Genomic DNA, 14,702 nt, shown 5'->3' with positions numbered 1-14,702 from the left:
CTCGACGTAACAGAAGGACAAGTCATGACGAAAATACAGGGCCTTACCGAAATGCTGGGAGTCTTCCCGGGCCTGATCAACGCGCGCAAGAAACGCCGGCTCAGCCGGGAAGAATTGAGATTGGTCGAACGGTACCGGGAGCTGTCGGAAAGCGACCGGATCGCCATGCGCTACCTGCTGGATGCGATGCGCAGTGTTTCGCGATTTTGAATACCGATGGAGATCGGCGGCTGGGTCGGGAGGTGTTAGTCGGCGTTACTGCTCTGACCAGTCCTGGGGGCGCTCGGTGCGCTGGTGCAATACTCGCAGGACCTGCAATTGCCCATGCAAGAGTCGGTAAGGCGCAAAAAACGGATAGCGCGTCAGCACCAGCTCTCGGATATCGGGAGCAGGTGAGGGACGACCCGAGCCAGGAAAACGCTGCAGTTGCTGCAACGTTTCAAGGATCGTGAGGACGACCTCATCAGCATCGTCCGGGCCGATAGCGTGGGAGTAATATTCATGGATCGAGTCGAGGTCACTCTGTGCTTTGTCGGTCAGTACGATGCTCGGCACGCTTTGCCCACTTAGCCTTCACGGCGTCCAGGTCGGTCAGATGTCCAGCATCGGCATCCGCCATGCCTTCGCTGATCGCTTGCAGATGCCACGATTCGGCTTCCACATATCGAACCAATGCACGCTTGAGGTGATATTGACGGTCGCGGTCGGTGGCGGCAGCCAGCAAGTCCAATTGCTGGGCCAGACCTTCCTCGACACGAAAGGACAAAACGGGCGAGGCCATGGTTCATCTCCTGGATGTATACATTGTAGACACCCTAGGCGCTGCCAGAATCTCCGTCAACCGGCGGCGTGCACCGATCGACGAAAACCTTAGCAGGACGAACGCGGGGCAGGCATGGGCATGTGTTGCCAACGTTGTCTCTACATCAGTGCTTGAACATCACATGCCGCACCACCGTGTAATCCTCCAACCCATACATGGACATGTCCTTGCCGTAGCCAGAACGTTTCTGACCGCCATGGGGCATTTCGCTGACCAGCATGAAGTGGGTATTCACCCAGGTGCAGCCGTATTGCAGCCGCGCCGAGAGGCGATGGGCGCGGCCGATGTCGGTGGTCCATACCGATGAGGCCAGTCCGTAGTCCGAATCGTTGGCCCAGGCCAACACTTGCGCTTCATCAAGGAACGGCGTGACGGACACCACCGGGCCGAAGACTTCGCGGCGGACGATTTCGTCATCCTGCTGGGCATCGGCCAGCACTGTCGGTTCGAAAAAGAAACCGTTGCCTTCTACCGCCTTGCCCCCGGTGACCAGGCGGATGTGGGGCTGGGCGATGGCTCGCTCGACGAAGGCGGCCACTCGGTCACGATGCTGGGCAGTGATCAGCGGCCCCATCTCGGTGTCGGGCTCGTTCTGCAGACCGTACTTGATGCTGGCGACGGCGGCGCCGAGTTTCTCGACAAACTTGTCGTAGATCCCTTGCTGGGCGTAGATGCGGCAAGCGGCGGTGCAATCCTGGCCAGCGTTATAGAAGCCGAAGGTGCGGATGCCTTCCACCGCAGCGTCGATGTCGGCATCATCGAAAATGATCACCGGGGCCTTGCCGCCCAACTCCATGTGCATGCGTTTGACGCTGTCGGCGGTACTGGAAATGATGTTCGAGCCAGTGGCGATGGAGCCTGTGAGGGATACCATGCGCACTTTCGGGTGGGTGACCAGCGGGTTGCCCACGGTTTGCCCGCGGCCGAAGATCACGTTGAGCACGCCCGCCGGAAATATCTCTGATGCCAATTCCGCCATGCGCAACGCTGTCAGCGGCGTCTGCTCCGACGGCTTGAGCACCACCGTGTTGCCGGCGGCCAGGGCGGGGGCGATTTTCCAGGCAACCATCATCAACGGGTAATTCCACGGTGCGATGGACGCGATGACGCCCACCGGGTCGCGACGGATCATCGAGGTGTGGCCCGGCAGGTATTCGCCGCCCGCCGAGCCGTTCATGCAGCGACTGGCGCCGGCAAAGAAGCGGAACACGTCGGCGATTGCCGGGATTTCGTCGTTCAGCGCGGCGTTGAACGGTTTGCCGCAGTTATCCGATTCCAGTTTCGCCAGTTCCTCGCCCTGGGTCTCGATGGCGTCCGCCAGCTTGAGCAGCAACAGGGAACGGTCCTTGGGCGGCACCTGCGACCAGGATTCGAAGGCGTTGTCGGCAGCGCGGACCGCGGCATCGACCTGGGCCTCGCTGGCTTCGTTGATTTCCACCAGCACCCGGCCCAGGGCCGGATTGAAAACGGCCTGGCCAGGGCCCTCGCCGTTGACGAGGTGGCCGTTGATAAGCAGTTTGGTTTGCATGTCCATGTCCTCTTGAACGTTAGTGCTTTTCTGTGGGAGCGAGCCTGCTCGCGAAGGCGTCCTTGCAGCCGACATCTGTGTTGAGCGCTGGTCAGTCATCGCGAGCAGGCTCGCCCCCACAGGGGATAGTCATCTTGGCGGCGAATCTATTTCCCACCGCTCCCCGCCACGCTTTCGCCACCACGGGTCAGGTAATACGCGCCGAGGATCGGCAACATCGTGACCAACATCACCAGCATCGCCACCACATTGGTTACTGGGACGTCGCGAGGGCGGCTGAGCTGGTTGAGCAGCCAGAGCGGCAAGGTGCGCTCGTGGCCGGCGGTGAAGGTGGTGACGATGATTTCATCGAACGACAAGGCAAACGCCAGCATCCCGCCGGCCAGCAGGGCCGATCCCAGGTTGGGCAGGACGATGTAGCGAAAGGTCTGCCAGCCGTCGGCGCCCAGGTCCATCGAGGCTTCGATCAGACTATGGGACGTGCGGCGCAGGCGGGCGATGACGTTGTTGTAGACGATCACCACGCAGAAGGTTGCGTGGCCGACGATGATGGTGAACATCCCCGGCTCGATGCCCAAGCTCTTGAAGGTCGCCAACAGCGCAATGCCGGTGATGATCCCCGGTAGGGCAATCGGCAGGATCAACATCAGGGAAATGCCTTGTTTGCCGAAGAAGTCCCGGCGATACAGCGCCGCCGAGGCCAGGGTGCCGAGCACCATGGCGATCAGCGTGGCGACAGCCGCCACTTGCAACGACAACTTGATCGCTTCCAGCACGTCCGGGCGCGAAAAGGCCACGCTAAACCATTTCAACGTCAGGCCCTTGGGCGGGAAGCTGAACGCGGCGTCTTCGGTGTTGAAGGCATAAAGGAAGATGATCAGGATCGGGAAGTGCAGGAACACCAGCCCGCCCCATGCCGCGATGCGCAGGCCCCATGACGCTCGAGAGTCAGAGTGCATCGAAAGCCCCCAGTCGCTTGACGATGGAAAGATAGATGGCGATCAGCACGATGGGCACCAGCGTGAATGCCGCGGCCATGGGCATGTTGCCGATGGCGCCTTGCTGGGCGTAGACCATGCTGCCGACGAAGTAGCCCGGCGGGCCCACCAGTTGCGGCACGATGAAATCCCCCAGGGTCAGCGAGAAGGTGAAGATCGAGCCGGCCGCGATGCCTGGGACCGACAGCGGCAGGATCACCTGCATGAATGTCTGGTGTGGACGGGCGCCCAGGTCCGCCGAGGCCTGCAGCAGCGACGGCGGCAGGCGTTCCAGGGATGCCTGGATCGGCAGGATCATGAACGGCAGCCAGATGTAGACGAACACCAGGAAGCGCCCCAAGTGCGATGTGGACAACGTGCTGCCGCCCACGCCGGGAATCTCCAGCGCCCATTGCAGCAGCGGCCCCAGGCCCAGGTGCTGGACGAACCATTGCGCCACGCCGCCTTTGGCCAGCAACAGCGTCCAGGCATAGGCCTTGACGATATAGCTGGCCCACATCGGCAGCATCACCGCGATGTAGAAGAACGCCTTGGTCTTGCCGCTGGTGTGGCGCGCCATGTAATAGGCAATCGGGAACGCAACCAGGGCGCTCGCGATGGACACGGCAATCGCCATGGTCAGGGTGCGAGCGATGATGTCGAAATTCGATGGCTGAAACAGTGCTGAAAAATTCGCCAGGGTCAGGTCCGGCGTGACCGCCATGGTGAAGTCGTCGAAAGTGTAGAAGCCCTGCCAGAGCAGGGTCAGCAACGAACCCAGGTAGATCGCGCCGAACCAGATCAGCGGAGGCACCAGCAGCATCGACAGATACAGATTCGGTCGTCGGTACAGCAGATTCGAAAAGCGCCGCAACGCCGAGCCGTGCGTCGCTGTTTGAGCCATGGCCAGGGTGCTCATCTCAGACCTCGCTGCCGACGGTGTCGTGCAGGGCAACCATCGCCTCGCGGGCCCAGCGCACGGCCAGGTGCTGGCCGGCCTGATGCCGGGTGCCGTTGTCGCTCCACTGGGTGTTGGCCTGGCTGAGGCTCAGGGTCTGGCCGTTTTCCAGCTTCAATTCGTAGCGTGTCGCGCTGCCTTGGTACTGGATGTCATGGAGCAGGCCATTGACCTCTATTTCATGACTCGCCAGCGGTCCTTCGGCAAAACGCACGTGTTCCGGACGAATCGAGAACGGCTGTGGATAACCGCTCAGTTGTCGCGCCAGTTCGCCGCGGATCACGTTGGAGGTGCCGACGAATTCGGCAACGAAGGTAGTGGCCGGTTTCATGTACAGGTTGCGCGGCGTATCGACCTGTTCAATGCGGCCCTTGTTGAACACCGCCACGCGATCGGACATCGACAACGCTTCGGTCTGGTCATGAGTAACGAAAATGAAGGTGATGCCCAGCTGCCGTTGCAGCTTCTTCAGTTCGCCTTGCATCTGTTCACGCAGCTTCAAGTCGAGGGCGCCCAGCGGCTCGTCCAGCAACAATACCCGTGGGCGATTGACCAACGCACGGGCCAGGGCGACACGCTGGCGCTGGCCGCCGGAAAGTTGCACCGGCTTGCGCTCGCCGTAGCCGCCCAGGGCTACCATCTCCAAGGCTTCGTCGGCGCGCTTGATGCGCTCGGCCTTGGCGACGCCTTTGACTTTCAAGCCATAGGCCACGTTGTCGCGCACATTCATATGGGGGAACAGGGCGTAGTCCTGGAAAACCGTATTCACGTCCCGCTGGTAGGGCGCAAGACCCACGGCTTCTTCACCGTGGATACGGATCGAACCGGCGCTGGGTTGCTCGAAGCCTGCGATCAGCCGCAGGCAGGTGGTCTTGCCGGAGCCGGAAGGGCCCAGCATGGAGAAGAACTCGCCGTCCTGGATGTCGATGGAGACCCGATCGACGGCCTTCACATCGCCGAACTGACGGGACACATGGGTGAACTGGACTGCAAGTGTCATGGTGCGGGGCTCCACAAAACGGGGCGCTATGAATATTGAAATGCAATCCCGTGGCGAGGGAGCTTGCTCCCGCTGGCGGGCGAAGCACGCCCAAAACCGACCGATGCGGTCTTGCCTGTTTCACCGCATCGGCTGGTTTTGGGATGGCTGCGCCATCCAGCGGGAGCAAGCTCCCTCGCCACGGAGATAGTGCGTTAACGCCCACCCATGATCGCTATGTAATCCTGGGTCCAGCGGCTGTACGGTACGAACTTGCCACCCTCGGCCTGGGGCGTTTTCCAGAAAGCGATCTTGTCGAACTGATCGAAGCCGTTGGTTTTGCAACCTTCGGCGCCCAGCAGTTCGCTGCCTTTGCACGCCTCGGGCACGGCAGGCAAGGAGCCGAACCATGCGGCCACGTCACCCTGGACTTTCGGTTGCAGCGACCAATCCATCCACTTGTAGGCGCAGTTGGGGTGCTTGGCCTCGGCGTGCAGCATGGTGGTGTCGGCCCAGCCGGTGGCGCCTTCTTTGGGAATGGTCGAGGCGATTGGCTGTTTCTCGTTCATCAAACCGTTGACCTGATACGGCCAGGCGCCGGACGCCACCACGCCTTCGTTCTTGAAGTCGCTCATCTGCACGGTGGTGTCATGCCAGTAGCGGTGAATCAACGGTTGCTGGGCCCGTAGCAATTGGAGCACAGCCTTGTACTGGGTTTCGTCGAGCTGGTACGGGTCCTTGATACCCAGTTCAGGTTTGGCGGTCATGAGATAAAGCGCCGCGTCGGCGATGTAGATCGGGCCGTCGTAGGCTTGCACGCGCCCCTTGTTCGGCTTTCCGTCGGGCAGGTTCTGGGCTTCGAACAGCACGCTCCAACTGGTCGGTGCCTGCTTGAATACCTGGGTGTTGTACATCAACACGTTTGGGCCCCACTGGTAGGGCGTGCCGTAGGTCTGTTGATTGACCACATACCACGGCGCGTCTTTGAGGCGCGGGTCGAGGTTTTTCCAATTGGCGATCAGCGCGGTGTTGATCGGCTGCACGCGTTTGCCGGCAATCAGCCGCAACGAGGCATCGCCCGAAGCAGTGACGAGGTCATAGCCGCCCTTGCTCATCAGGCTGACCATTTCATCGGACGTGGCGGCGGTTTTCACGTTGACCTTGCAGCCGGTTTCCTTTTCGAAACCGGTGACCCAGTCATAGGCCTTGTCGCTTTCACCGCGTTCGATGTAGCCCGGCCAGGCGACGATATCCAATTGGCCTTCGCCGGCACCAATGGCCTTGAGCGGTTCGGCGGCCTGGACGCTGACGCTGGTCAGCAGCGCCGTGGTGATTGCACTGAGCAATACGGTCTTGTGCGCGTACATGGAAATCCCTCTTGCTTTAATTATGGTCGGGGCAGTTTTTTGAGAACGTGTCGCTGGTTATTGTTTTAGCTTAGCTGCAAGCCTTGAGCCGCAAGCTGCAAGGCAGCGAAGGGCTTGAAAGCTCGCAGCTCAAAGCTCCCGGCCATGCCGGGCCATGATATGGCGCACCACGCTGTAGTCCTGGAGCGAATCGCTGGACAGATCCTTGCCGTAGCCCGAGCGTTTCAAGCCGCCGTGGGGCATCTCGCTGACCAGCATGAAATGGCTGTTGATCCAGGTGCAGCCGTATTGCAGCCGTGCCGCCACTTGCATCGCCTTGTCCAGGTTCTGGGTCCATACCGAGGAGGCCAGGCCATATTCCGAATCGTTGGCCCAGTCCACCGCTTGGCTGAGCTCGTCGAAGCGGGTCACGGTGACCACCGGGCCGAACACTTCCCGTTGGACGATCTCATCGCTTTGCTTGCAGCCGGCCAGCAGCGTCGGCTGATAGTAGAAACCGGCCCCGGAATGCACCGCCGCACCGGTGATGCGTTCGATGTGCGGCTGGCCAAGGGCTCGCTCGACAAAACTGGCGACACGGTCGCGCTGGCGCACGCTGATCAGCGGACCGATTTCATTGTCGGCGTCGCGCTTGCCGGCAAAGCGCAGGCTGCCGACCGCCGCGCCGAGTTCCGCCACCAGCCGGTCGTGGATACCGGCCTGGGCGTAGATCCGGCAGGCGGCGGTGCAATCCTGTCCGGCGTTGTAATAACCATAGGTGCGCACGCCCTCGATCACCGCTTGGAGATCGGCGTCGTCACAGACAATCACCGGGGCCTTGCCACCCAGTTCCAGATGCGTGCGCTTGAGGGTTTTCGCCGCCGCCTGAAGGATCTTCTGGCCGGTGACGATATCGCCGGTCAGCGAGACCATGCGCACCTTCGGATGGCTGACCAGATGGCTACCGACGCCTTCGCCGCCACCGCAGATGATGTTGATGACGCCGGGCGGCAGGATCTCGGCCAGTATTGGCGCCAGGGCCAGGATCGACAGCGGCGTGTGCTCGGAAGGCTTGAACACCAAGGTATTGCCAGCGGCCAGGGCCGGGGCGATCTTCCAGGCCGCCATCATGATGGGGTAATTCCACGGCGCGATGGAGGCCACCACGCCGATCGGGTCGCGGCGCACCATGCTGGTGTAGCCCGGCAGGTATTCACCGCTGAGCTGGCCGGTCTGGCAGCGCACCGCGCCGGCGAAGAAACGGAACACATCCACCGTGGCGCTCAAGTCATCCTGGCGAGCCAGGTGCAAGGGCTTGCCGCAGTTCAAGGATTCGAGACGGGCCAGGTGATCGGCATTTTTTTCGATGGCGCTGGCGATTTCCAGCAGCAGGTTCGAGCGTTGTTGCGGCGTGGTACGTGACCAGCCGCCGAAGGCGTGATGAGCCGCGAGGATCGCGGCTTCGACCTGTTCGATACTGCCCTCGGCGATTTGCGCAACCACTTCACCCGTGGCCGGGTTGAGAATCGGCTCGACAAAACCCTCGCCGGCCGCCAATTCTCCGTTGATCAACAACGCGGTACACAACGGGGTTTGCGTGCCAGCCATGTTTTATTTCTCGAGTTGTCAGCAGTCTTAAGGATTCAGCAAGACTAGTGCGCACTCGCAAGGCCTACAAATTCGAAATACTCAACGCTGCGTTCGATTAAATCGATGGCTTGCGTCCGCCATGGGATTGTTCCCGAGCGACCGCCAGGAACGGGTCGACCGAGGCCGGGCGTGCAGTTCCCCGGCGCCAGGCCAGCCCGACATCCAGCGTCTGGTTGAGGTCGGCGATGGGGCGCGCCTCGATGATGTCGCCTTCCAGCGACCAGGGGCGGTAGGTCATGTCCGGTTGGATCGAAACACCCAGGCCGGCCGCCACCAGGCTGCGTACCGCTTCGGTCGAGGCTGTGCGCAGGGTGATTTGCGGTTGCAGGCCGGCGCCGCGCCAGAGGCGTTGCGCGTTGCGGTCCATCTCATCGACGTTCAATTGGATCAGCTGTTCCCGGGCGACATCCGCCAGGTGGATGCTGTCGTTTTCAAGCAGCGGATGCTGCGCCGGCAACCACAAGCGATGGGGTGAGTGGGTCAGCACTTCGGTCTGCAGGGCGTGGCGGTCTTCCAGGTTGGAGAGGATCAGCACGCCGACATCGATCTCACCGCTGACCAGCAGATGTTCGATGTAGGGACGTTCGTCCTCCATAACCCGGATTGCCACATTGGGGTAGGCGCGCTGGAAACGGGTCAGGAGATCCGCCAGGTAGTAACCGGCGACCAGGCTGGTCACGCCGATGGTGATCTGGCCGGCCACCTGGTCGGTGCTTTGCTGCAGGCTACGCTTGGCGTTATCGACCGTGGCGAGAATCAGATGGGCCTGGCGCAGGAACTGGTGTCCCTGATGGGTCAGCGTCATGCCTTTCGCGTGGCGGTTGAACAGGCTGACGCCGATTTCCTCTTCCAGTTGCTGGATTGCCAGGGTCAAGGTCGATTGGGAGATGAATGCGGTCTGCGCGGCGGCGGAGATCGAGCCGGTCTCGGCCACTGCGATGAAATGACGGATCTGGCGCAGGGTCATCATGACGCACATCCTGAGATCGGATTTATCGAGACCTTGAAGTGTATATCGTTTTTATCGAATGTTGCCGGCGAGACTTTGGTTGCCCAGGCAACATCTCGAAGCAATGTGACCAAGGGTAGTAGGGCACTTTCGTTCTAGGCTGAGGGCCTTATGATCCGGTTAACCCGAATGCGTGGAGGCGGCAAATGAACACCCGTGGATTGCTCGATCAGTTACTCAAGTCCGGTCAGGAAATGTTGCAGAACAAGGCCGGCGGTTCGCAAGGCAAGCCATCCAGCGGCCTGGGCGGGTTGCTCGGCGGCTCCGGCAACCTGGGCGGCATGCTGTCCGGCGCGGGGGGCGGGGCGCTGGCGGCGAGCGCCATGGGCATGCTGCTGGGCAACAAGAAAGCCCGCAATTTTGGTGGCAAGGCGCTGGCTTATGGTGGCCTGGCTGCCCTGGGCGTGATTGCCTACAAGGCTTACGGCAATTGGCAGGCCCAACAGGGCAACGCGCCGAAAACCGAGCCGCAGACCCTGGACCGCGTGCCGGCGGCGCAAGTCGAGCAACACAGCCAGGCGATCCTCAAGGCCCTGGTCGCGGCGGCCAAGGCTGACGGCCATGTGGATGACCGCGAGCGGCAGTTGATCGAAGGCGAATTCACCAAGCTCGATAACGACCAGGAGCTTCAACACTGGCTGCATGCCGAGCTCAACAAACCGCTGGACCCCACCGACGTGGCACGTGCCGCAAGCACGCCGGAAATCGCCGCAGAGATGTACATCGCCAGTGTGATGTTGGTGGACGAAGAGAATTTCATGGAAAAGTCCTACCTCGACGAACTGGCGCGGCAGTTGAAGCTGGAGCCGGGGTTGAAGGCGGAACTGGAAAAGCAGGTGCGCCAGGCGACTGCCTGATCTGTTCGTAGAGTAATTGGAAGAGTTGAAACTATACCTGTGGAGGGTTGCTGCGGGATCAGTCCCAGCCGTCGCTGCTGATCCTCCGACCTTCCGGCCGGCAATCGGGTGGGGGTGGAATAGGTTTGCGGCGAAAGATGCTTTTCGTGGCGAGGGAGCTTGATCGCGCTGGGTTGCGCAGCAGCCCTAAAATGGCTCCCTCGGTCAACCTGACACACCGAGCCAACTGGTTTCAGGGGCGCTGCGCGCCCCAGCGGGAGCAAGCTCCCTCGCCACAGGGGCCGTACGCGGAATCTCATTGCCCCTAAAGCCGCCGGGCGGGCTGCCGCTGGCGTTTGATTACGTTATACTCGCCGGCTTTCAAAAGTTCGCCAACGAGTGCTGCCCGCCATGGAAATCAACCCGATCCTGAACACTATCAAGGACCTGTCCGAGCGCTCCGAAACTATTCGGGGGTATCTTTGACTACGATCAAAAGCATGAGCGCCTGACCGAAGTCAATCGCGAGCTTGAAGATCCGAATGTCTGGAACAACCCTTCCTACGCCCAGGAACTGGGCCGCGAGCGTTCTGCGCTGGCGCAGATCGTCGAGACCCTGGACGAATTGTCCAGCGGCCTGGCCGATTGTCGCGACCTGCTGGACATGGCTGTCGAAGAGAACGACGAAGGCGCGGTCGGCGATGTCGTCGCCGAACTGACTCGCCTGGACGAGAACCTCGCCAAGCTGGAATTCCGTCGCATGTTCAGCGGCGAGATGGACATGAACAACGCCTACCTGGACATCCAGGCCGGTTCCGGCGGCACCGAAGCCCAGGACTGGGCCAACATCCTGCTGCGCATGTACCTGCGCTGGGCTGACAAACGCGGTTTCGACGCCACGATCATGGAACTGTCCGCCGGCGAAGTCGCCGGGATCAAGGGCGCCACCGTGCACATCAAGGGCGAATACGCCTTTGGTTGGCTGCGGACCGAGATCGGCGTGCACCGCCTGGTACGCAAGAGCCCGTTCGACTCCGGCAACCGGCGCCACACCTCGTTCTCAGCGGTATTCGTCTCTCCGGAAATCGATGACAACATCGAAATCGAGATCAACCCGGCCGACCTGCGCATCGACACCTACCGCTCCTCCGGTGCCGGTGGCCAGCACGTAAACACCACCGACTCGGCCGTGCGGATTACCCACGTACCGACCAACACGGTGGTGAGTTGCCAGAACGAACGTTCCCAGCACGCCAACAAAGACACCGCGATGAAGATGTTGCGGGCCCGCTTGTACGAGCAGGAAGTGCAGAAGCGCAACGCCGCGTCCCAGGCACTGGAAGACACCAAGTCCGACATCGGCTGGGGTCACCAGATCCGTTCGTACGTGCTCGACGCCTCGCGGATCAAGGACTTGCGTACCAGCATCGAACGCAGCGACTGCGACAAAGTGCTTGATGGCGACATCGATGAATACCTGATCGCCAGCCTCAAGCAAGGGCTGTAACGCGACACCCACGCGGTGGGCAGGCACGCTTGCACGCAAGCGAGGCCTGCCCGCAAACTCCGGCCCGGGGCCGGGGGCAACGAACCTGTGATGGAATCCTTAAAGACATGAGCGACCTAGAACTCGACCCGCAAGCCCTGCAACAGGAAGAAAACTCCCTGATCGCCCTGCGCAAGGAAAAGCTTGCTGCCGAGCGCGCCAAGGGCCAGGCCTTCCCCAACGACTTCCGCCGCGACGCGTATTGCGACGTCCTGCAGAAGAAGTACGCAGACAAGACCAAGGAAGAGCTGGCCGAGGCGGCGATTGCGGTCAAGGTTGCCGGTCGCATCATGCTCAACCGTGGTTCGTTCATGGTGATCCAGGACATGACCGGGCGCATTCAGGTCTACGTCAACCGCAAGACCCTGCCGGAAGAAACCCTGGCCGCCGTCAAGACCTGGGACCTGGGCGACATCATCGCCGCCGAAGGCACCCTGGCCCGCTCCGGCAAGGGCGACCTGTACGTCGAAATGACCAGCGTGCGCCTGCTGACCAAGTCCTTGCGCCCGCTGCCGGACAAGCACCACGGCCTGACCGACACCGAGCAACGTTACCGCCAGCGCTACGTCGACCTGATCGTCAACGAAGACGTGCGCCAGACCTTCCGCGTGCGTTCGCAAGTCATCGCCCACATCCGCAGCTTCCTGATGAAGCGTGACTTCCTGGAAGTCGAGACGCCGATGCTCCAGACCATCCCTGGCGGCGCGGCGGCCAAGCCGTTCGAAACCCACCATAACGCCCTGGACATGGAAATGTTCCTGCGTATCGCCCCGGAGCTGTACCTCAAGCGCCTGGTGGTCGGCGGCTTCGAGAAAGTGTTCGAGATCAACCGCAACTTCCGTAACGAAGGCGTTTCGACCCGGCACAACCCCGAGTTCACCATGCTCGAGTTCTACCAGGCCTATGCTGACTACGAAGACAACATGGACCTGACCGAAGAACTGTTCCGCGAACTGGCGCAGTTGGTCCTGGGCAGCACCGATGTGCCATACGGCGACAAAGTGTTCCACTTCGGCGAGCCGTTCGTGCGCCTGTCGGTGTTCGATTCGATCCTCAAGTACAACCCTGAGATCACCGCCGCCGATCTGCAGGACATCGACAAGGCCCGTGCCATCGCCAAGAAGGCCGGCGCCAAGGTGCTCGGCTTCGAAGGCCTGGGCAAGCTGCAGGTGATGATTTTCGAAGAGCTGGTGGAGCACAAGCTGGAGCAGCCGCACTTCATCACCCAGTACCCGTTCGAAGTGTCGCCGCTGGCCCGTCGCAACGACGAAGACCCAAGCGTGACCGACCGCTTCGAGCTGTTCATCGGTGGCCGGGAAATCGCCAACGCCTATTCCGAGCTCAATGACGCGGAAGACCAGGCCGAGCGCTTCATGGCCCAGGTAGCCGACAAGGACGCGGGCGACGACGAAGCCATGCACTACGACGCCGACTTCGTCCGCGCCTTGGAGTACGGCATGCCGCCGACCGCAGGTGAAGGCATCGGCATCGATCGCCTGGTGATGTTGCTGACCAACTCGCCGTCGATCCGGGATGTGATCCTCTTCCCGCACATGCGGCCCCAAGCGTAATGGTCTGAATCAAAAAGCCGCCTCGATGGGCGGCTTTTTATTGCCTGTCTGGTACAAACGTATCAATTGGTTACTTCTGAAATAGCGAGGAAACACCTGTCGTGAATCGTGCAATGGCTCCAGAAGGTGCAGCGGGCGTCGCCACTGCTGTCGCTGAAAGTGTTCAGTACCAGGGTCGCAAGGCCAGCCGACAGGGCAGTGAACAGCGCCGCCAGGACATTCTCGACGCGGCCATGCGCATCGTCGTGCGCGATGGCGTGCGGGCCGTGCGACACCGCGCGGTGGCCGCCGAAGCGGGCGTGCCGCTGTCGGCCACCACTTACTACTTCAAGGACATCGACGACCTGCTCACCGATACCTTCGCCCAGTACGTGGAGCGCAGCGCGGCGTTCATGGCCAAGCTGTGGACCAACAACGAGGGGCTGCTGCGTGAAATGGTCGCCTACGGGGACGGCAGCGCCGAGTCGCGCTCGCAATTGGCCGACGACATTGCGCGGATGACCGCTGATTATGTGCAGCATCAGTTGCAGAGTCGTCGCGACTATTTGATGGCCGAACAGGCCTTTCGCCAGGAAGCGCTGCTCAACCCACGCCTGGCGGAACTGGTTCGTTCTCATCAACGAATCCTGCTCCATGGCACCTGTCAGTTTTTCCAGGTGTTGGGCTCGCGCGAGCCGCAACAGGATGCCAAAGTGTTGACGGCGATTATCGGTCGGATGGAATATCAGGGCTTGCTCAATGGCGCCGAGCCTGTCGCTGAAGAAGACATGCTCGGCATCCTGACCCGCTACATGCACCTGGTACTGGCGTCGGTGTAGCCCTTATTGGGGTACAACAGGTCCCCCGTGGCGAGGGAGCAAGCTCCCTCGCCACAAAAAACAAAGCGCTGAAGCCATAGGGAGTTCCAATGAAAGCCTGGCATGCCGTTGTTCTGGCCGTGTCGTTGCTGCTGCTCAGTGGGTGCCTGGTGTCGTTCAAGGCGCCGTTGCCCGACAGCGAAGCCGCGCCCAAGGGCCTGCTCGGCCAATGGACCAGCACCAACGCCTGGGGCGAGCCGTTGAACCTGGAGCTGACGCAAGTCGGCAAGCACCGCTACCAGGCCATCAGCTACTTCAGGGCCAAGCCCCGGGAACGCGAAGCCATTCCCGTGACGGTCTCCCGACACGGCAGCCGCTGGTACCTGTCGGCCAAGGTGCCGGCCCGCTATGGCGGACATTTCGTCATTGCCGGTTTCGAACTGACCGACAAACAGGAACTGGTGGTCTACAACCTGGACATGGAACAGATCAACCAGGCCATCGGCCAGAAGCTCCTCAGTGGCCAGCCGAACCCAAGCGAAGAGGGCGATGGCGTGCTGGTGGACAGCGACATGGTCAAGGTGTTCAGCTACCTCGACGACCCAGCCAATTCCGACGTGTTCTCGGAAGCCGTGCGCTATCAGCGACTGGCCAAATCCCAATAACTGCTACAAGCGGACGT

General features: G+C 61.4%; 15 protein-coding genes. 6 read left to right on the top strand and 9 right to left on the bottom strand.

Annotation, left to right across the window (positions count from 1 at the left end; genetic code table 11):
• Positions 1 to 24: 24 nt before the first annotated feature.
• Complete coding sequence (locus J3Q04_RS20125; protein ID WP_434562483.1) at positions 25 to 210, top strand: hypothetical protein; 186 nt, start codon at positions 25 to 27, stop codon at positions 208 to 210.
• Positions 211 to 255: 45 nt separating this feature from the next.
• On the opposite strand, the gene J3Q04_RS20120 is transcribed toward J3Q04_RS20125, so the two are convergent.
• The 9 genes from J3Q04_RS20120 to J3Q04_RS20080 all read right to left on the bottom strand — a co-directional run bounded on the left by J3Q04_RS20120 (position 256) and on the right by J3Q04_RS20080 (position 9,231).
• Entirely contained in the window at positions 256 to 555 is a 300-nt protein-coding gene (locus J3Q04_RS20120; protein ID WP_434609763.1) for a type II toxin-antitoxin system RelE/ParE family toxin, read from the bottom strand.
• Positions 518 to 781: a CopG family ribbon-helix-helix protein gene (locus J3Q04_RS20115; protein ID WP_420764194.1), complete on the bottom strand. Its 264-nt coding sequence runs from the start codon at positions 779 to 781 to the stop codon at positions 518 to 520. Before J3Q04_RS20115 ends, J3Q04_RS20120 begins: the two co-directional genes overlap by 38 nt.
• Positions 782 to 926: 145 nt before the next feature.
• The gene (locus tag J3Q04_RS20110) at positions 927 to 2,351 is read right to left on the bottom strand and encodes a gamma-aminobutyraldehyde dehydrogenase (protein WP_434609766.1); all 1,425 of its coding nucleotides are present in this window, start codon (positions 2,349 to 2,351) and stop codon (positions 927 to 929) included.
• Between the two features lie 146 nt (positions 2,352 to 2,497).
• Positions 2,498 to 3,310 (bottom strand): ABC transporter permease, encoded by an 813-nt coding sequence (locus J3Q04_RS20105; protein ID WP_434609768.1) that lies wholly within the window; start codon positions 3,308 to 3,310, stop codon positions 2,498 to 2,500.
• Positions 3,300 to 4,247: an ABC transporter permease gene (locus J3Q04_RS20100; protein ID WP_434609770.1), complete on the bottom strand. Its 948-nt coding sequence runs from the start codon at positions 4,245 to 4,247 to the stop codon at positions 3,300 to 3,302. The genes J3Q04_RS20105 and J3Q04_RS20100 overlap by 11 nt, the downstream gene beginning before the upstream one ends.
• 1 nt (position 4,248) lies before the next feature.
• Positions 4,249 to 5,286: an ABC transporter ATP-binding protein gene (locus J3Q04_RS20095; RefSeq protein ID WP_434609772.1), complete on the bottom strand. Its 1,038-nt coding sequence runs from the start codon at positions 5,284 to 5,286 to the stop codon at positions 4,249 to 4,251.
• 194 nt (positions 5,287 to 5,480) lie between these two features.
• Positions 5,481 to 6,632 (bottom strand): putative ABC transporter substrate-binding protein YdcS, encoded by a 1,152-nt coding sequence (gene ydcS / locus J3Q04_RS20090; protein ID WP_420764199.1) that lies wholly within the window; start codon positions 6,630 to 6,632, stop codon positions 5,481 to 5,483.
• Between the two features lie 129 nt (positions 6,633 to 6,761).
• Complete coding sequence (locus J3Q04_RS20085) at positions 6,762 to 8,219, bottom strand: gamma-aminobutyraldehyde dehydrogenase (RefSeq protein WP_420764200.1); 1,458 nt, start codon at positions 8,217 to 8,219, stop codon at positions 6,762 to 6,764.
• 97 nt (positions 8,220 to 8,316) lie between these two features.
• Positions 8,317 to 9,231 carry a LysR family transcriptional regulator gene (locus J3Q04_RS20080; protein WP_420764201.1) on the bottom strand — a complete coding sequence of 305 codons (915 nt, stop codon included), beginning with the start codon at positions 9,229 to 9,231 and terminating at the stop codon, positions 8,317 to 8,319.
• A 185-nt stretch (positions 9,232 to 9,416) separates the two neighbouring features.
• Here J3Q04_RS20080 and J3Q04_RS20075 point away from each other — a divergent pair, with 185 nt between their 5' ends.
• From J3Q04_RS20075 to J3Q04_RS20055, 5 genes are all read left to right on the top strand, one after another.
• The gene (locus tag J3Q04_RS20075; protein WP_434609775.1) at positions 9,417 to 10,127 is read left to right on the top strand and encodes a tellurite resistance TerB family protein; all 711 of its coding nucleotides are present in this window, start codon (positions 9,417 to 9,419) and stop codon (positions 10,125 to 10,127) included.
• 390 nt (positions 10,128 to 10,517) lie between these two features.
• Positions 10,518 to 11,613 (top strand): peptide chain release factor 2 gene (gene prfB / locus J3Q04_RS20070; RefSeq protein WP_095963568.1). Its coding sequence is split into 2 segments (ribosomal slippage): positions 10,518 to 10,589 and positions 10,591 to 11,613, totalling 1,095 coding nucleotides; the frame shifts between segments, so codons are not numbered across the junction.
• Positions 11,614 to 11,720: 107 nt separating this feature from the next.
• The gene (gene lysS, locus J3Q04_RS20065) at positions 11,721 to 13,223 is read left to right on the top strand and encodes a lysine--tRNA ligase (RefSeq protein WP_434609778.1); all 1,503 of its coding nucleotides are present in this window, start codon (positions 11,721 to 11,723) and stop codon (positions 13,221 to 13,223) included.
• A 101-nt stretch (positions 13,224 to 13,324) separates the two neighbouring features.
• Positions 13,325 to 14,041 carry a TetR/AcrR family transcriptional regulator gene (locus tag J3Q04_RS20060; RefSeq protein ID WP_420764204.1) on the top strand — a complete coding sequence of 239 codons (717 nt, stop codon included), beginning with the start codon at positions 13,325 to 13,327 and terminating at the stop codon, positions 14,039 to 14,041.
• Between the two features lie 89 nt (positions 14,042 to 14,130).
• Positions 14,131 to 14,685, top strand: a complete 555-nt coding sequence (locus tag J3Q04_RS20055; RefSeq protein ID WP_434562495.1) for a hypothetical protein — start codon at positions 14,131 to 14,133, stop codon at positions 14,683 to 14,685.
• Positions 14,686 to 14,702 lie beyond the last annotated feature (17 nt).

Source organism: Pseudomonas sp. D4-21, from assembly GCF_051132125.1.
GTDB lineage: Bacteria > Pseudomonadota > Gammaproteobacteria > Pseudomonadales > Pseudomonadaceae > Aquipseudomonas.
Note: the sequence above shows the minus strand (reverse complement) of the source record. Positions and strands in the feature narration are given on the sequence as shown.